Below are 17,804 nucleotides of genomic sequence, written 5' to 3'. Positions count from 1 at the left end.
TTCAGAACTTGCGGCCCGCACCCCAGTCTCCCTGGTCGCATTTGCCGACAAAGCGGGGCTTGTCCTTGATCTCGACCATGCCGGTACGCCGGTCGATGTTCACGCTGAGCCTGTTGAGGCCGTTGACCTGATAGCGCGCCGTGATGCGGTCGGGCGACATCTGCACATCCTCCAGCTGCCACCAACCGTCGACGCCGCCGGAATTCAGGGGCGGAATCATCTTGTCGCTCAGGTGGATGCGTCCCCGGCCATCGCGGAACTCGAACTGCACGCCGGTCTGGAACTGCTCGTTCGCAGACTCCACGCGCTGCGTGGGCTCGTAGTGCTTGCGCCTGTCGTTCCACTCGTAGCCCGAGTGGCTGGAGAACACTGCATGCTCGCCCTGACCGTAACAGATGAGTGTGAGCGCGTCCGGCTGGTGCGGGCGCGGCGGTATGTCGCCTGCCACGCCTCCAGGACGACAGTTCTGCTCAGGGATGCGGTTGATCGACGCGTAGCGGCCATCGTCGGTGGAAATCGCCACGCAGGCACGCTGCGCGTCGCTCCACCAGAAGGTCCAGGATTGTTCCCGCACGCGGGTGGCGCGCACCTGCTGGTAGCCACGCGCCTGCATCTGGGTTTCCCCGCCGGCGCCGCGCGCGCCGACAAGATCGGCAAGGTCCGGCGGGGTCTGTGCCTGTGCTGTCGCAACGCACAGCGTCGCAAGAAGTCCAACCGTCAATATCCGGCTTGTCATATGTCACTCCGTTCTGTCGGCATGATGGCATGCTGACGCGCCATCGGCTGGCGAAGTGCCGCGCACATGTGATGTTGCCCCCGTATCGCCGACCCCCGCCCTTTTCGCAATAAAGCATCTGGTCAGCCGCTGCAGCCTGTTGCTGCCTGAACCCCCGAGGCGACCGCATTTTCAGCGAAGAATGCGGATGCACCTCGTTGAAGTGCTCGAAGGCAGCTGGCTGTTGTGCCACTACCGTCACCAAGCCACAGGCACGTCGGTAGCCATAGCTGGGCAAGTCGGCAATTTCCTGGCGCAGTTCGGCGAGCAGCCCTGCATCGTCGCTGGGTGTGCGATGGCTGCGGCCATCGGCCCAGTCTTCACCGCGCCCAATCAGGTCGGGCACATGCGAGTGCGCCAGCCCCGTCATCCGCAGACCAGTTTTCACTGGTCGTCCCCGGGCAACAAGGGCGAGCGCGCAATCCACTTTTTTCTGCGACGTACTCCACGGCTTCCTTGAGGATTTCGTTTTCCAAGGTCTTCTTGCCGAGCACGCGCTGCAGCTTGGCGATTTCTGCGCGTGCAGCCGCCAGCTCGGATGCGGGCACGACTGCCTCGCCAGCGGAGACGGCGGTCAAAGCACCCTGGCGTTCGAGCTTGCGCCACTGGAACAGCAGTCCAGCCGAAACGCCTTCCTGCCGAGCGACCAATGACACGCTCATGCCTGGTTCGTAGGTTCGGCGCACCAGCGCCGCCTTCTCTGCGAGAGACCAGCGCCTGCGGCGCTGGTCCTTCACGACTACTTCTACTGACTCCGTATGCCTAGTCATATGCACAGTCCTGCTCCTATCTTCAAAGATACGCGATAGAACGGGGCCGGGGAATCAGGTGGCTATCTCACTGAGGTGTTCAGTGAAGGGCGCACGGGCGCAAGCTTGGTTCGGCCGCGCTGAACGGCGGCTAGCTGGTACCGGGCGACCTGGAGATCGCGACCAGGAGCAGTCGGCCGCTGCCGACTTCCAAACGACAGCCTCAGACTGAGTGCTACCGTTGACGGCAGGCCTGTTGGCAGGCTGCTTTTTGGCCCGTAGTAGTCCGTCGACCATCCCAAGTGGCCAGCCGCAAAGCGACCGATCGACGCAATCCGGACCGAACCACTAGCAGAAGTCACTTGCGAGGTAGGTTTGTCGGTACTCATGATCAGGGAGAGAGCCGACTCCGAGTACGTGATATCGGAAGTCGATATACCACGCGCCGTATCTGTCCGACCCACCTCATCTTGACCGCAGCGCCCGCGGGGACAGCGGACTGCACCCAACTTAACTAAGAGCGGCCAACAGTTGGAGAAATCGAGAGCTGCGCATGCTGGGTGACCATCCGCAGGGTTGAGGGCGCGAGCGGCTTGGAGCTCCTGACCAAGTCGTCAAAGGCTGCCTTGGCATCGAGGCCGTGCATGCCCTTCAGATGCGAACTCATCATGGGGACTGCACGCGTCAGCATGTCGTCCAGTGCACGGTTGCTAGCAGCCTTAGCAGCCATCTCCTCAGCATCAAGCACTCGCGCTGCGCGGAGTTTGCCCACCCGTCTGGCGAAGTCCCAGACACGCTGATGCGAGTTGGTCGGGATGGCGTCCCAAAGCTTGAAGAGGAAAGTCTCGACGCGACCGATGTTTGACCGGTCCGTTGTCCTGAACCGTTTGAGAAGGAAATCCTCCAACATGTGCCGGCCATCCCAGTGGGCGGCGCTGGGTTTGACCAGCGTATCAGCCGCCGGCTTGACCGGCTGAACCGGAATCCCAAGAGACTGCAGGAAGGCGCACGACAAATACTCTGAGACCTCTCGGCCGGTCGAGCCTGGGTAGGTACCGGCGACGTCGCCATGCGAGAGTCCTGCGAGCATGACCTCAGTGAGTCGACTGAAGGAGCCATCGGCAGCGCCGACGTGGAACACTTTGCTTGCCCGGGCCGCCTCAAGCACCTCCTTCTCAGCCAAGCTATGGAACTTGAAGTGGCCACGGGTCTCCCCGCCGGCGCCGAGGTGAAGGAAGGGCCAAGGCTGCGGCGGCAGAATCAATTTCGCCCGCTTAACGGGGCATTCAAAGTTGCACAGGACATTGACGACGTTGCCAGCCATGGTTCCCACGTTTGTGATAACCGCATCAAGGAGCAAGCCAGAGCCAGTGATGGGCTCGGTATGACTCAGCTTGGACAGCCGGTTGGCAAGGATGAGAGCGGACGCACAGCCTCTGGAGAACGCGTTGATATGGACATGAAACCGAGCGTCCGTGTCGATGCGGCGGCACTTGTCCATGAATTCTTTGAACGTGCGAAATGCTACGGCGCTCCGTTTGAAGACCCCCGAACCCATCCATCCCTCGACAACAAACTTGCGGATGCCCTTCTGGGTATTGACGCCAAGTTCGTAATGCGAATGCAGCCGACTGTCCGGGTACTTGCGCAGATGCTCATGCAGGCGGAAGACGAGCGTGTCGTGTTCGTTGTCCGGAGCCTTCTCTCCCTCATTGGAGGTTCCGTCGAAATTCGCGACGAAAACGAACAGGTGCGGATCGGCACCGAGCAATGCCATGGCGGGCGCTGTGACGGGGTTGTCCACGGCATGCCTAAGGCTGGCAGCCGCTGGCTCGGGAATGGGGAAGTAGACAGGAGTACGAGATATGTGGGCTGGAGGTGAGCGCATAGTGGCAAACGTGGCAGAACAATCAACCTATTGGGGTTGAGACCGCACAAGAAGCGAATGGATTAGGGGGCGGCAGTCGTTCCAAAGAGGTCGAATTCCGATTCTGGCGGGCTGTTAAAGGCTGGAAGCAGGCATCAACGCATGGGAGCTTTCGGGCTGTCTGTTGATGCTCCATGATGCCGCTGGACTTCTACCGTCCTGTACGAACACAAAGCCCAACTAATAATTAGGACGGTTATTTGGCACTGCCGAATTCGCCGAAAACCTCGTCGCTGACGATGACTATGTTCTCCGGCCGTCCAAATTGTCCAAACAGCATTGTTTCAACAAATTGATACCGCGCTGCCCAGATCTTGCGGACATCTCCTAGTGCCATTCCCGTAGAATCAACGACCCCTTGCTGCAAATTTTCCAGCCAATTAGAGGCATTCGCGTTGATTGCCATGTTCGCTTCCTCATGCAATTTGCGATACTGGGCCTCGTTGATTGCCTTGCGTACCTCGAGGAGGTCTCTCAGCACGTCGGTGACGTATGACATTCGAAAGAATGTTCCAACGATTTCGCGCCAAGTCACCGGCCTATGCTTCGTAATCGCGGGCAAGAAAGCCGCAATCCGAAAAAGCAAGCGCCCGACGAAGATTGCCGCGTGTGGCGAGTTTACAGGAGCGTAGGTCCCCAATACCGTCTGAACGCCGTTCGCGAGGAATCCATTGGCCACAGAAGCGTGCGAGCCATCAACAGGGTGGGTGCTGCAGGCCGCAAGCACTACGATGGGAGTCATGCGCGCTGCATGCTTGAGATCCCACACGTTTATCTTCTCTTTGCCGATCTCCAGCCATGCATGTTCCATCTTGCCGCCATGGCTGCCATGGCAGTCGAAGATCAGCATACCCCCTTGGTAGGCGTTCATCGCGTTGACCAGTTCGTCTCGCGTGGACACATCGACAATTTCGACCTTCATTCCACCCAAGTCGTAGCGACCGATGGCCAACTCTAAGTGGCCACGAATGGGATCGTCGGCAGCGAATGACCGGATCACCAGGATGTGATCTAGTGCCATCCTCGGCACAGGAATCCTAGGGTGAGCCAGGGCCACGTTGGCTGTTACATTTCCTGGTGTGGAGGGGATGCGCGACATTTCGTAGCGGAACATTGCCGGTAAACCGTCAATGGACAACCACTCGATAGGAAAGTCACAGATGGCCAGCAGGCGTTGGCGTCCGTCGAAGGCAGACTTCCACAGCTTCTCGCCTACTTCGCCTCGGACTGTGGCGCTGTACTCCGCCAAGAGGCGGTTTAAGTCCGCTTCCCTGGTCGGCTTGCTTGAGCTCACTAGCGAGCAAATCTCACTGAGAGTGTTGTGATGGAGCATTACGGCGTTGGGCAGCCGGAAGGCAGGTACGAACTGATTGGCAGCCAGGACAGCGATGATGGTTGCAAAAAATCTATGCTCGAATTGCCTATCCATCAAGAGTCTGCCGACCACTGGATCATCATATGGGTTGAATTGCTCTTCAATTTTTCCTTTGAACTCAATCGGACCGTTGCCGTACGCTCTATTGCGTATCAGTATGGCCTTAACGAAGTTCCGCTTGTCGCGGTCAAGATCGCGAAGAATTGGATTCCAAATCTTGTTGTCGACCTTATAAAGCATTGCGAAGACTGACGGGCAGAAGATGATGGCGTCGTTCTTGCGCAATGGATAAACTTCATTCCCCTGCCGCAACCGGTCGATCATCTCGGCAAATTCGACCATAGCATTGGCGTGTGCTTCTATGCCAAGCGCTGGCTTGAGATCCTCGCTGTTTTCGAGGCTGAAGCCATACAGTCGTAGTACTTCAGCCGACGGTATCGTGCAGTTGTGCATCTGTGGGACGAATGGCAGCAGCCCTTGTTCTCTCTTGGCAGGAGGGTGCGCCTTCATGAACTCAACGAGGACACTGAAGGTGTCGTCGTGGGCCGCAGTTCGTTCCGCAAGCGCCAACAGATGGGTATAAATCGCCTCGGTGCTGAGATCAGCCATAGACACCGCGCCGAAAAAGCTGTTGAGGGTTACATGTAATGGCCGCACCACAAAGCCGTGAAGCCGTGCTTCCACGTCAGCGGCGGACTCGTCCGTGCTCCAGATGACCGTTGGCATTCCACTGACCTCGACATAGTCCGCTGTGAGTAAATCCGCCCTGATCATGCCAATGCATAGGGCCGAGCCTGCCATCTTGGAAGCTACGAATTGGCTCCCCGCAAGCCCTATCTCCACCATGTCGTGAGGGAACCTCACAAGCATTTCCATGATTTTCAAGTAGTTGGGAATCAGCGCCGACGAAAACCCTTGAAAGAAGGTTTGGCCCGAAGCCGCGATGTCCGTTGGCATCGCGATGATGTGTTGGATGGTGCTAGTACTCATAAGCAGATTCTCCCCACAATACTAGGAACAAGGACTGAAAGTTGAACGACTGCCCTCGGGCGTTGAGATCAGTGAGTCGATGGTCGGCACCTACTGCATAGCCGGTATCGAAGAAGTCGGCTCGAACGACTGCTTCGGGTCGCCAGCAGGCCGCTGTGAGGAGCTGTTGTAGGCTGGTTGCGGCCGCCTATCAGGGACAGCTTTGCGGGAACTGAGAGCCAAGCGCACCCAATAATGGGTGAACCTTGCCACCCTACCTGGAGCAGATGCGCGTCCAGACGGAATAAACGGCCCTCAGATATCTGCGAGAGCAAGGTCAGAGCCAAGCCGTGCGGCGTTGCGCTGGATTCCGTCAGTCCAGTTGCATGCACAACTTGTCTTTGTAGACGCGCAGCCGGGCTTCGGCCCTGCCAATGAAATGCTGGTAAAGCAGCACCTCGGTGTACAGCTCTCCGTAAACCATGCTGTTCGCAAAGTTCCTCAACTGCTGGCTCTTGAAGAATCCCCTGCCGTCAGGGAATTGCGTGTAATCGCCATCCATTCGGGTTTCATCAATCGTGCAGCCGATCAGGTAGCCATAGAACTTCTTGATTCGCCCGTTAGATTTGGCTGCCAAAAGCCGCGCGTACTGCACCAAGTCTGGAATGTGCTCCTGTAGGCCAACGTCCGGCGCTTTGAACTCAATAATTATCGCGGCGCCTTCTTTTGTAAAAAGCGCAATATCCGGGCGCTTTGCCTCGTGATTTTTATTATTTCGAGCAAACAACTCTTCGAGACTATCATCAATATCGGGGTCGAAAACATTTTCGGTGGCAGACCACTTAATTGATTTCAGAGGCTTATCTGAGGCAATGTACTCGAAGTATTGATATTCCTCATTGAGTAGCCAGATGTCGTGTTCCGTGGTCTCCGTAGAATCCTTCCCCATGGGGAAGAAAATATTGTGAATTATCCGTTCGTTCTCGTTCCTCTTCCCATTTTCCGGAGTTTGGCATTTTAGTAGTCCATCGACGGCCATACCCAGCACCTCAATCATTGCGCTGCGACGGACCACCAGTTGCGACAGGTTGGTCATGTCCATCTTCTTGATGGAACTCGTGTACTTCCATGCTAGTTCTGAGATCTTTTTCCTAAAGTCATCGGAACGCGGATCTATTTTTAGTAACTCATCTTTTATTCGAAATAGAGTCGAAGTGTCGCCGACAATTTCCTCCTGAAGCTTCTTCAGGACTCGGCGCGCGATGTTCTCCTCGCTATCCCCATAGTGAATTTTTATATTCGTCCCCTCCATCATCTGACGGGTAATACCGAAGCGTTTTTCGGTGGAACGAACCAAAACGTCCTTATCAAAATCTGGTGGGGTGATGATTTGAAAGACGTAGTCTTCGAGCGAATTGACCACATCTTCCAGCGAAAACTCATATTTTAGCGTATCGCTCTCGGTACAAGTTGTCGGAATGTTGAAACCATCCCGCTGCTGGTTCACCGTCTCTTCGAAAAGTTCGCTTTCGACAATTAGCAACTCGAAATGGCCTGCCGTTGGGTGCTTACGGTCGATCGCGTTCCGCAGGTAGCGCTTGGTAATTTGTTGGACAACCGCTGAATTGGCACAGAGAGCCACTTCGTGCTGAAAATTCGGAAAAATATCCTGTGCGAACGAGTACCTGGTAACCCGCAGTGTGGGACCATTTCGCAACTCCTTGCCGTGGCTGCACAACAGCGGAATGTGCGCGACTTCTCCAACGGGGTTCGGTAACTCTTTGTCGTCGATGAATTCCTTATCGAAAACATCCCCGTGACAGGATTCCACTTCGATCCTGAAGTCGCCGATGAGCTTCTTAAGAATGATAAGGCGCTGAAGAAAGGTGGTGTAAAGATGACCCGCAATCGCCTTTGCCGAGAAAATCTGAGGTATTGAGGCTTCGTCTGCCTTCTGTTCCTGAGTCAATGCACTCGGCCGGCGGCCCTTCAAGGTGAACGTGGTCTCGATCTGGCTTCCATCAGCTGGCGTAGCAACAAAGGACTGCTCTGAAACTAAGCGCGTGGACTCATCGACTTGGAGTTGCCTGCGTTGAATTTTCCCATCACGTTCGAACACGCTGTCGATGGCCATTCGCTCATAGTGGTGGAAAAACTGAATGCGTCCGGCCCCCTTGCACTTGCCGATGCCCGGAATTTGCAGCAAGTCCTTATAGGTGGAATCTTTCGTAACGAAAGCTTTAACCTCGTCTTCGCCAAAGCCTGCACCGTTGTCAGTGCAGGAAATCTCGACATCGAACTTCGGGTCGAAAAAGTCAGTTTGTAAAATTTTTACACCTACGCTCATCCAGAATGGGGATGCAGTCGCCAGACGACTCCGACGAATTAGGTAAGAGTCGATGGCATTTGAGAGCATTTCCTCAAACACTACGTAGTGGCTGTGATTAACGGCCGTGTTTTTTCGACCACCTAAAACGTCGAGTGCCATAGATAAAGTCCGTTTAAAAAGTACGGCTCACGTTTTAGCGCGGCCCCCATCCCTCTCGGTAGCGCATCCAGCGTTTACTATCAGGCGCCACCTCGATCATCGCTGATTTTTGGTTCGCGAACATCAGCAAGTAACGGCATTGTTGGAACCAGGGGAGTGGCTCGAGGGGTGGAGAATACTTGACTACGTGCCTCGAACCTTGGGGCCCGCCTTACAGGCGGAGAGGCCTGAGTAGCCTCGTTGTGGGTGTGACACAGCCACCGATAAGCTGGCACAAACCTTCCTGGTTCTGGTCGTGGTTCGATGATGTGCTCGCTGGTCAACCGCAGGAAGCGGCAGTGAATCGCGCCGAATTTCGTAGAGATCAGTTGGTGTGAGGGAGGCCTTGTCTAAGTCGTTGAGCGACCGTTTCCGGACGCCAACCGCGGAGATACCAAGGGCAGTAACCGCTGCAAAGCCGACACCCACAACCCACAGATCAGCATCACCAAATGGGTCGATATCAGACCAGAAGCTAGACGACCGGCCAAGCCGGTTCATCAGTTCCGAGGGAGAGCCCAATTGCTTGGCTCTGCGACTGCCCCATCCCAAGCGTATGCACAAAGCATTCAAGTTCCCACGACGGATGAAAGAGTCAGCCACCAAGCAACGCCAGACTCAGAGCTTGGCCCCCACCCATATGGCTCGCCCTTGCACTAGACCCTCCGCCTTCCCAGCAATGACGACATCCGGGTGCTCGCTTTTATCAGCGTTGTCGGCTACGGCATGCCAAACATCGCCCACCCGCTGAAAGCGCCGCACAAGCATCTGCCCTTCCCACGCGAATGCATAGACGCTGCCACGGCGCGGCGTTCGATCCGCACGATTGAGCAAGAGCACGGCCCCGTCCCGAATCGTGGGCTCCATGCTGGTTCCGGTGACATGGACGATGCCCGCGTTCACCGGGCTGACGCCGATAGCACGCAGAAAATCGCGTCGGAACTGGAGGGCTCCGAGTTCCTCGACAAGATTGGTTTTTCGAGAGCGTTCGGGCGCGGCTTCAACATCCAGGCGGACGAGCTGGATGAAGTCCTCACCTTCCGCGACACGGCCTCGCAGCAAGGTATCGACGTCCACACTGAAGTAGTCAGCAAACTTTTGCAGTGACTCCATTCGCACGCCGGTTTCCCCGGCAACGATGCGCTGCAAAGTGCCCTGCCCGATGTCGAATCCAGCATTCTTCATGTCACTACGCAGACGCCCGATCGCCTTGCCCTTGATCATCAGGGCAACGTTTTCGGCCAATGTTGCGTTCACGAAGCTGCGCATGGGCAGCATTCTTTGATCTTGCTATACCGATTTCGGTACGGTAGAGTTAGTGCAAATTCACTTGAATTCGCCAGTTTTGAAGAGCCAGCCTATGGCTCAACTTAAAACTTCTCATACCGCTTTCGGTGAAGCTGTCCAAACTCTGGATCAACTTGGCCGCACAAGCTTCAACTAGACGCAGACGCCTACATCCATGCACATCACCCACCACTTCACCCCTGGCCTGCGCTTCGCTGCGCGCTGGAAGTACGCCGCCCGCGCGCCATCGGGGCGGGCCTGTTGGTCGCGGCTGCCGCTGGGGCAGCCGGATGCGGGCAGGGCTGATCCGCATGGCGCCTGGTGGTGCGTTCGGCGCTGCGCTGCCGTGCTGCGGCGGGAGATGTGGCAGTCGGTGGATCTGCCTTCAGACATACCCTTGCGGCCGGGGCCGGAAGATGTGGCGCTGGCTCTGCACGCGCTGATGCCGCGTTGGCAGGTGCAGCTCAGCGCCGGGGCCGGGCACAGTCCGCTGCAGTCCTGCACCCGGGCGCTGTTGGCGGGCGGCGGGGCCGTGCTGCAACTGCAGTCAGAGGCGCTGAACCGGCGCCCGCAGAGCACATTCTGGGCATGGGTGATTGGTGTGGAGATGCATCAGAGAATGCTGCCCGCGCCGGTGAAGCCATGGCCGTCATGCCGCGCGCCCCGCCCCGTCGCGCTACTCGCCATTCCCTTTGGCTGGAGCATGCCCTGGGCCTGTGGCTATGCGGCGCGGGTGCAAGTGAACCGCGACGGGCATTGCGATGTGGATGGCATTGACGGGCAGTGGCGCGAGTGCCGCTGCCTGGCCGCAATCACGCTGTCGCCCGCGCAACGCGGCAATGCAAAGCCATTGGCGGGGCACGCACCGTGTTGAAGTCCACCACGACAAGGTCCCACATGGATGAGACCACGCACCTCACCCACCGCTTCACCCGAGGGCTTCGCTTTGACGGACTGTGGACCTACTCGGCGCTCACGCCTTCAGGCCGAGCCTACTGGGCACGACTGCCGGCAACCCGGGCAGGCGGCATGGCTGCAGCAGATCCACAGCGGGCCTGGTGGCGCGTGCGCCAGTGCGTTGCAGTGCTCAATCGCAGGCCCTGGCGTTCCGCGCATCTGCCCTCGGGCCTGCCTGCGCAGCCGGAATGTGGCTGGCGTGCATCACGCTGGAGCAGTTGGGCGCGGGTTGAGCTGTGGTCGCGGCAGCCAGGCGCCCTGCGCAGCACGCCTCAGGTGGGCGTGTCCACGTCATCCCAGTCATTGCCCTCGAAGCGCACCAGCCAGTTCAGGGCGTGGTGGCGCTCCATGAGCACGTCGGCGTTCAGCCCTGCGGGCGCGGGCTGCTGCTGCACCTGGGCCTGGCGCACGATCCAGTGCAGGCGGTAGTGCTGGTCCAGGGCGTCGAGGATTTCGCTGTCGGGCCGCATGCGCGCGGCATGCAGGGCGCCTTGCAGGTCGCCGGCCTGCAGCAGGACGCGCGAGGTGAGCGGCACGTCGCAGATGGCGTCGGGGAACGGCAGCGCATCGACCAGGCCCAGCGCCCATTCCAGCAAATACGCGGCTTCGTAGCGCCAGCCGAACTTGGCGATGGCCTCTTCGGAGGGCTGGGCAGTGGCCATGAAGTCGCGCTCGTTGGGGGTGAGCGCGGCCTGGGCGGCTGGCAGGCGCTGGAACAGCTCGTCGGGCGTGAGTGGTTCGCCACTGTTCATTGCTTCGTTCAGCGATTCGGCGCGCACGGCCACGGCCAGCAGGGCGAAGGCGCGTGCGGCGATCTCGTCGGGCGCGCGCATGCGCAGTTCAGGCTCGGAGATCAGCGGCGGTAGGCTGGCCGATGGCATGAAGCCGCGCTGCGCCAGCGCCTGCTCGCTGCGCTGCTTGCGCTGCCAGGCCTGCTGCGGATAGGGCAGCGCGGCCTGTTCATCGGGCTCGGCGCCGTTGGCGGCCAGCAGGATGCGGCCCTGCGGGTCGCGGATGCTGCCGTCCGTCAGAAATGCGATGGCGTTGGCGCGCTGCGCCCAGCCGGCAAAGGCATCGAGCTGCTCCGGCGCAATGCCCAGGCTCAGGTGCTGCTGCACGCGCTGGATATGGCGCATGGCGTGGTAGCGGTTGCGCGTCATCTGCCCATCGCCGCGCCCCAGCACATAGCCGACAAAGCCGGAAAGATGCGGTGCCAGCTCGGGGTCCGACAGATCGCGGCGCCCGGCCAGCGTGTGCGGAAAGTCAATCGCAGGAAGGTCCCAGAGGGTGCAGTAGGCGTTGATGAGTACTTCGTCCTTTGCAGCATCCGCCTGGGGTTCTTGCAGCTGGCGCTGGTGTTGCTGGTGTTCCTGTGGGCGAGCGGGCTCGGGTGCAGGCTTGCTGAATGCGGTCTTGAGGCGGGTAAGGAGGTTTCTCATGTTCACGGACTGGGTTCCGGGATGGGCTCCGGGATGGGGAACAGCAGGAATCGCCCTGCCTCTTGGCCACGGTACGGCCTGCAGATGGCGGGTGACTCAGCCCCCCAGCTCCAGCACCGCCATGCGGTCATACAGCGTGGCCCGCGAGATGCCCAGCTGGCGCGCCGTGGCCAGCTTGTTGCCGCTGTTGGCGGCCAGGGTGGCGGTGATGGCCTTGCGTTCCAGCTCGGCCACCTGCTGGGCCAGGGGGCGCAGCAGGTCGGTGTCGGCGGGGCTGTTGTGGGCAGGGGACGGGGCGGGTGCAGTCTCGGGGCCCGGCGCGGGGGCGGCAGGTTCCACGCCGGATGAGCGCAGCACTTCGCGCAGTTGTTCTGCGTTGATGGCGGTGTCTTCGCTGCGCATGGCGGCCTGCTCCAGCACGTTGCGCAGCTCGCGGATGTTGCCGCGCCAGGCCTGGCCGGCCAGCAGGGCCAGGGCGTCGGGCAGCAGTTCGGGCGGGGGCATGTCGTTGCGCAGGGCCAGTTCTTCGGAGAGGACTTCGACCAGGGCCGGGATGTCGCGCCTGCGTTCGCGCAGCGGCGGCACGCGGATGGGCAGCACGTGCAGGCGGTAGAAGAGGTCTTCCCTGAAGCGGCCGTCCCGCACCATCTGCGGCAGGTCGCGCGAGGTGGCGGCGACCACGCGCACGTCAAAGCGCACGAGCTGGTTGGAGCCCAGCGGTTCGATCTCGCCTTCCTGCAGCGCGCGCAGCAGCTTGGCCTGCAGGTTCAGGGGCATGTCGCCGATTTCGTCGAGGAACAGCGTGCCGCCGTCGGCCAGCCTGAATTTGCCGTCGCGCGGCTTGCGGTCGGCGCCGGTGTAGGCGCCGGGGGTGACGCCGAAGAATTCGGCCTCCAGCAAGGCGTCCGGCACGGCGGCGATGTTGACGGTGACGAAGGGGCCGCCGCTGCGGGCCGATGCGGCGTGGATGGCATGGGCCAGCAGCTCCTTGCCTGTGCCGGTCTCGCCCAGCAGCAGCACGGGGCTGAGCGACTGGGCCGCGCGGCGCGCCTGGCGCTTGACCTCCACGGCGGCCGGGCTGCTGCCTACAAAGCTGGCAAAGCTGTACTTGGCGCGGCGCTCGCCCTGCACGGCCACGCGCAGGCTGCGGTTGCGCTGGGCCGCCAGCTCGCGCCGGGCCTCGTCCAGGTCGCGCTGCAGAACGGCGAACTTGCTGATCAGGGGCTGCAGCGTGGTCTCCGGCTGGTCGAAGAGCACGATGCCGATGGCGCCGATGACCGCGCCCGCATCGTCCTTGAGCGGGATGCGGCTGACCACGAAGGTGCCGGCGCGGTTGGTGAGCAGGTCGATGAGCACGGGCTCGCCGGTTTCCAGCACGCGGCGCATGCGGGTGTTGGGGATGACGTCCTCGACCATGTGGCCCAGGAACTCATCCACCGAGGCCACGCCCAGGTCGGGCAGGAAGCGCTGGTAGCCCTCGTTGACCCAGACGATGCGCCCCGCCCTGTCGGCCAGGAACATGCCCTGGCTCATGGTGGAGAACAGCTGGAACATGGAGCGCGCTGCCAGCGCGAGGATGCCGTCGGCATCGAGCGGCAGGGGCTGGACCAGGGTGGGTGTGGGCGGCATGGATGGCATCCTAGCCGAGTCGCCCCTGCCAGGCTGCGGCACTCAGCCCTGCTCGAGGGCGACCTGGGTGCAGATGGCGCAGCACATCTGCGCAGCCTGCTCGTTGGCGATGAAGTAGTAGATGCTGACGCCTTCGCGGCGCCGGCCCAGCACGCCGGCCTGGTACAGCGTGTTCAGGTGCTGGGACATGTTGGGCTGCGTGGTGGCGATGCTGGCGAGCAGCTCGGTCACGTTCTTCTCGCCATTGCACAACACGCTGATGATCTTCAGGCGCACGGGCGCCGCCATGGCACGGAACAACTCCGCAGCGCTCTCGAAAACGCTGTCGTCGCTCAGGTCCATGCTGTCATTGCGGCTGTCCATAGGCGTCTGTCATCCTGGTATACGGCGGGAGGGCAAGGGGGCTGGCACGCTTTGCCGCCCGACCGGGCTAGTTTATAGCCCGCAGGGCGGCAGCGCAGGCTCGGTGCGGCTTGATGGAAGGCAAGCCGCCCTGTCATCGCTCAGAAATCAACCGTGGCCGACAGCATGAAGGTGCGCGGTGCGCCCAGCCCGAGGCTGGTCCACAGCGGCGTGGCCCAGTAGGCCTTGTTGGCCACGTTGGTGATGCTGCCGCGCAGCGTGAGCGGATGGCCGGCCGCCGTGGTCACGTAGCGCGCGCCGATGTCGAACACGGTTCGGCCCGGCACGGACAGCGAGTTGTCGGCATTGATGTACTGCCTGGAAGCCGTGGTGGCGTTGGCCGTCAGCGTCAGGCCCTGCACGGCGGGCAGGTCCCACTCCACGCCCAGCTTGCCCTGCAGCCTGGGCACACCCGCCGCCAGCTTGCCCTGGTTCACGCCGCCTGCCGTGCGGGTGAGCTTGGGCTGTACGTAGGCAATGCCGCCCATCAGGCGCACGCCCGTGGCCACGTTGCCGAAGAAGCCCCATTCCACGCCCCGGTTGCGCTGCTCGCCGCCGAAGGAGAAGACGTTGGAGACGGGATCGGTGTAGCCGTTGGGCCGCTGGATCTCATAGAGGCTGAAGGTGTGGGCGAAGTCGCCCAGGTCCAGCTTCAGGCCCAGCTCCTTTTGCCGGGACTTGTAGGGCGCGAACACTTCGCCCGCGTTGGCCGCCGTCATGGGGGCGGTGGCGCCCTGGCTCAAGCCTTCGATGTAGTTGGCGTAGACCGAGACACGCTCGCTGGCCTTCACCAGCAGCGCGGCGGCCGGCGTGGTGGCGCCTTCGTCATAGCGCGAGGTGCGCGCGCCCGTGGCCACGTTGAAGGTGTCGCTGAGCACCTGCTGGCGGCGCAGGCCCAGGGTGAGCTGCACGCGGTCCTGCGCGAAGGACAGGGTGTCGGCCACGCCGATGCTGGTCAGCCGCAGTTCGGTGCGCGAGATCGGGGGCGCGTTGAAGCTGGTGGCCGGGCCCCAGATGGGGTGGTAGATGTTGGTGATCCAGTCCTGGGCCAGCACGTTGCGGCGGCCGAACTGCTTGTCGGTATGCGTGTAGTAGGTGGCGTTGAGCGCCCACTGGTGGCCCACGCCGGCCGTGTTGAACTTGCCCTTGAGGCCGGCCTCGGCCGACTTCTTGTCCATCTCGAAGCCCAGGTCGGCCAGGTTGGTGCGGTAGTCGCCGGCCGTGTTGAAGACCTGGATCAGGTAGGCCCCCGTGGAACGGTACCGGGTCTTGCTGGTGCCCACGGCGGCATAGGCCGTGACGCGGTCGCCCAGGTCGAGTTCGCCGCGCACCATGGCGCCCTTGTCCTTGGTGTCGTAGAAGGCCCAGCTGGGGTTGAGCAGGGTGTCGGCCTTGGGCGGCCTGGGCACGGGCAGGCCTGCGGCCAGGTTGATGCCGCGGTTCAGGCCGTCGGTGCGGTCCTCGCTGCTGTACAGGTCGGCCGACAGGCGGGCACGGTCGCCGCGCCAGTCCAGGCCCAGCGAGGCCAGCCGGGTCTCTTTTTCCTGGTGGTTCACGGCGCCGTCGCCGTCACGCAGCACGCCGTTGAAGCGGATGCCGAACTGCTTGCGATCGCCGAACCGCCGGCCCAGGTCGATGTGGGCGCCCAGCTGCGCATCCGACATGAAGGAGGTGGTCAGCCGCGTCAGCGGCTCGTCGCCCGCGCGCTTGGGCACGAGGTTGACCGTGCCGCCCACCGAGCCGCCGGGCGGCATGCCGTTGAGCAGGGCCGAGGGGCCCTTGAGCACGTCCACGCGCTCGAACATTTCTGGCGATGCGCGGTAGAACGGCGCCACGCCGAACAGCCCGCCAAACGTGACATCGCCGATGCTGGAGCTGAAGCCGCGAATGGAGTAGTTCTCGCTGATGATGCCGGTCATGCCCGTGCTGAACACGGTGGGGTCGGCGGCGGAGATCACGTCGGTGATGTCGCGGGCCTGGCGGTCGGCGATGAATTTCTCGGTGTAGCTGATGGTGTTGAAGGGCGTCTCCATGAAGTCCTTGTCGCCCAGCAGGCCCATGCGGCCGCCCGTGGAGACCTGGCCGCCGGCATAGGCTTCCGGCGCCTGCTGAGCCTGTGCGCGCACGGTGACGGCAGGCATGAGCACGCCGCCGTCCACGGGCGCTGCCGCGTTGCGGTCGCGGCCCAGGGTGTAGCTTCCGTTGGCTTCGCGCAGGGCGCGCAGGCCCTGGCCGCGCAGCAGCTCGGCAAAGCCTTCGGCCACGCTGTAGCTGCCCGACAGGCCTGCGCTGCTGCGGCCTTGCAGCAGGCTGGAATCCACCGTCAGCTCCACGCCGGCCGCTGCGGCAAAGGCGTTGAGCGCCTGGCCCAGCGGGCCGGCCGGGATGCTGAAGGCGCGGCGGGCCTCGCCGGGTGCCGCCCCGGAGGCGGCTCCAGATGCGGCCCCCTGGGCAGCCGCCTGCGCCAGCGCGGACGGCATGGCCACGGCCAAGCCCCCCAGTGCCAGGCCCGCCATGCAGAGCATGTGCACGGCGATGGCCGTGTGCCTGCAGGCAAAGGCCGGGTGCGGCAGGGGGCGCGATGCGCCGTTGTGCGCGGGGCGGGATGGATGGCGTAGTGCCATGCGGGACTCCTTTCGATTCGGGTAGGCGTTGGGTCTTTCACCTTGTCTTCCGAACGAGAACGCCAAACCCTCAATCGAGAATGCGATCAATTTGCAACCGCAGCGGCCACCGGGCCCGCGCCCGCTGCCGGCGCATCGCCGTAGCCCTTGAGCACGTCATCGACCATGAGCTTCACCGAGGTCACGCTGGCCGCCGTGACGTACCAGGCCTCGGAATCGACGAAGACCACGCGGTTGTTCTTCCAGGCGCTGGTCTGGCGCAGCAGCGGGTTGTCCATGCCGGCAGCATCCATGCCCGGGCGGCGCTGCATGATGGCCGTGCGGTCGATCACGTAGAGGATGTCCGGGTTGGCCTGCTGGATGAATTCGCTGGAGATGGGCTGGCCGTGCAGGTCGGCCTCGGCCGCCGTGCTGGCGGGCCTGACGCCCAGCGCGTTGAAGACAAAGCCGTAGCGCGACTGCGGCCCGAACGAGGTGAAGGCGCCGTTGTTGTGCATGACGATGAGGGCCGTCTCCTTGCGCCCTTCGGTGGCGCGCCGGGCCTGGGCCACCTTGTCGTCCATCTCGGCGGCCTTGGCGCGCGCCAGGTCCTGCTTGCCGAAGATGCGGCCCAAGGTCAGCAGGTGATCGCGCACGGTGTCCAGGTGCCGGGTGCCGCTGTTCCTGAAGTCCACGTCGAAATGCACCGTGGGCGCAAAGCCCGAAAGCTCCTGGTAGGCGCTGGCCTGGATGGGCGAGATCAGCACCAGGTCGGGCTTGAGCGCATGCACGCGCTCCAGGTTGGGTTGGACGATGGAGCCCAGGTCCTGCACGTTGGCATCGTCCTTGTACCGGGCCAGGAAGTGGGGCACGAAGTCCTTGGGCATGCCGGCAATGGGCACGCCGAGCTGGTCGAGGAAGTCGGCCTCGTTCATGTCCAGCGCGGCCACGCGCTGCGGCGGGCGCTCCACCACCGTCGTGCCCAGCTGGTGCTGCACGGTGACGGGCTTGAACTCGCCGGCGCCCGCCGCCTGCGGCGCTGCGGCCTGTGCCGACGGGTTGGCGGGCCGGTCGCAGGCCGACAGGGCCAGGGCAGCAGCCAGGGCCAACATGGGAGCGTGATGGGGAACGCGGAACAGACGGGTCACGGGCTTTCTCTCCTGAA

At 62.0% G+C, this 17,804-nt stretch carries 11 protein-coding genes and 1 pseudogene; 1 reads left to right on the top strand and 11 read right to left on the bottom strand.

Annotated elements, in window-relative coordinates; genetic code table 11:
* Position 1: 1 nt before the first annotated feature.
* From ACF8NF_RS19520 to ACF8NF_RS19495, 6 genes and pseudogenes are all read right to left on the bottom strand, one after another.
* Complete coding sequence (locus tag ACF8NF_RS19520; protein WP_392451078.1) at positions 2–721, bottom strand: hypothetical protein; 720 nt, start codon at positions 719–721, stop codon at positions 2–4.
* Positions 722–974: 253 nt separating this feature from the next.
* A pseudogene (locus ACF8NF_RS19515) lies at positions 975–1,545 on the bottom strand (transposase); the annotation flags it as partial.
* A 493-nt stretch (positions 1,546–2,038) separates the two neighbouring features.
* Complete coding sequence (locus ACF8NF_RS19510; RefSeq protein ID WP_392451077.1) at positions 2,039–3,328, bottom strand: hypothetical protein; 1,290 nt, start codon at positions 3,326–3,328, stop codon at positions 2,039–2,041.
* Positions 3,329–3,647: 319 nt separating this feature from the next.
* A complete protein-coding gene (locus ACF8NF_RS19505) occupies positions 3,648–5,816 on the bottom strand; it encodes a hypothetical protein (protein WP_392451076.1) in 2,169 nt (722 codons plus the stop codon).
* Positions 5,817–6,168: 352 nt separating this feature from the next.
* Entirely contained in the window at positions 6,169–8,283 is a 2,115-nt protein-coding gene (locus ACF8NF_RS19500; protein WP_392451075.1) for a hypothetical protein, read from the bottom strand.
* A gap of 657 nt (positions 8,284–8,940) precedes the next feature.
* On the bottom strand, positions 8,941–9,591 hold the full coding sequence (locus ACF8NF_RS19495; RefSeq protein WP_223275241.1) for a S24 family peptidase: 651 nt from the start codon (positions 9,589–9,591) through the stop codon (positions 8,941–8,943).
* Between the two features lie 193 nt (positions 9,592–9,784).
* On the opposite strand from ACF8NF_RS19495, the gene ACF8NF_RS19490 reads away from it, so the two are divergent.
* On the top strand, positions 9,785–10,483 hold the full coding sequence (locus ACF8NF_RS19490; RefSeq protein WP_392451074.1) for a hypothetical protein: 699 nt from the start codon (positions 9,785–9,787) through the stop codon (positions 10,481–10,483).
* A gap of 355 nt (positions 10,484–10,838) precedes the next feature.
* Here ACF8NF_RS19490 and ACF8NF_RS19485 read toward each other — a convergent pair whose 3' ends face one another.
* The 5 genes from ACF8NF_RS19485 to ACF8NF_RS19465 form a co-directional block, all read right to left on the bottom strand.
* The gene (locus ACF8NF_RS19485; RefSeq protein WP_392451073.1) at positions 10,839–12,005 is read right to left on the bottom strand and encodes a DUF4272 domain-containing protein; all 1,167 of its coding nucleotides are present in this window, start codon (positions 12,003–12,005) and stop codon (positions 10,839–10,841) included.
* 96 nt (positions 12,006–12,101) lie between these two features.
* Positions 12,102–13,634, bottom strand: coding sequence for a sigma-54 interaction domain-containing protein (locus tag ACF8NF_RS19480; protein ID WP_392451072.1), 1,533 nt, complete (start codon positions 13,632–13,634; stop codon positions 12,102–12,104).
* 42 nt (positions 13,635–13,676) lie between these two features.
* Positions 13,677–13,997, bottom strand: coding sequence for an ArsR/SmtB family transcription factor (locus tag ACF8NF_RS19475; protein WP_392451071.1), 321 nt, complete (start codon positions 13,995–13,997; stop codon positions 13,677–13,679).
* 140 nt (positions 13,998–14,137) lie between these two features.
* Positions 14,138–16,660 carry a TonB-dependent siderophore receptor gene (locus ACF8NF_RS19470; protein WP_392451070.1) on the bottom strand — a complete coding sequence of 841 codons (2,523 nt, stop codon included), beginning with the start codon at positions 16,658–16,660 and terminating at the stop codon, positions 14,138–14,140.
* A gap of 86 nt (positions 16,661–16,746) precedes the next feature.
* Entirely contained in the window at positions 16,747–17,787 is a 1,041-nt protein-coding gene (locus ACF8NF_RS19465) for a siderophore ABC transporter substrate-binding protein (RefSeq protein WP_154834836.1), read from the bottom strand.
* Positions 17,788–17,804: the final 17 nt, after the last annotated feature.

It is taken from the genome of Delftia sp. WSY_22, assembly GCF_043104185.1.
Lineage (GTDB): Bacteria > Pseudomonadota > Gammaproteobacteria > Burkholderiales > Burkholderiaceae_C > Comamonas > Comamonas tsuruhatensis.
This window is presented reverse-complemented; position numbering and strand designations above follow the sequence as displayed.

Coding starts and splice junctions, on each gene's coding strand:
- ACF8NF_RS19470 (WP_392451070.1), bottom strand. CDS start 16,660: ATGGCACTACGCCATCCATCCCGCCCCGCGCACAACGGCGCATCGCGC.
- ACF8NF_RS19480 (WP_392451072.1), bottom strand. CDS start 13,634: ATGCCGCCCACACCCACCCTGGTCCAGCCCCTGCCGCTCGATGCCGAC.
- ACF8NF_RS19475 (WP_392451071.1), bottom strand. CDS start 13,997: ATGGACAGCCGCAATGACAGCATGGACCTGAGCGACGACAGCGTTTTC.
- ACF8NF_RS19490 (WP_392451074.1), top strand. CDS start 9,785: ATGCACATCACCCACCACTTCACCCCTGGCCTGCGCTTCGCTGCGCGC.
- ACF8NF_RS19495 (WP_223275241.1), bottom strand. CDS start 9,591: ATGCGCAGCTTCGTGAACGCAACATTGGCCGAAAACGTTGCCCTGATG.
- ACF8NF_RS19500 (WP_392451075.1), bottom strand. CDS start 8,283: ATGGCACTCGACGTTTTAGGTGGTCGAAAAAACACGGCCGTTAATCAC.
- ACF8NF_RS19505 (WP_392451076.1), bottom strand. CDS start 5,816: ATGAGTACTAGCACCATCCAACACATCATCGCGATGCCAACGGACATC.
- ACF8NF_RS19485 (WP_392451073.1), bottom strand. CDS start 12,005: ATGAGAAACCTCCTTACCCGCCTCAAGACCGCATTCAGCAAGCCTGCA.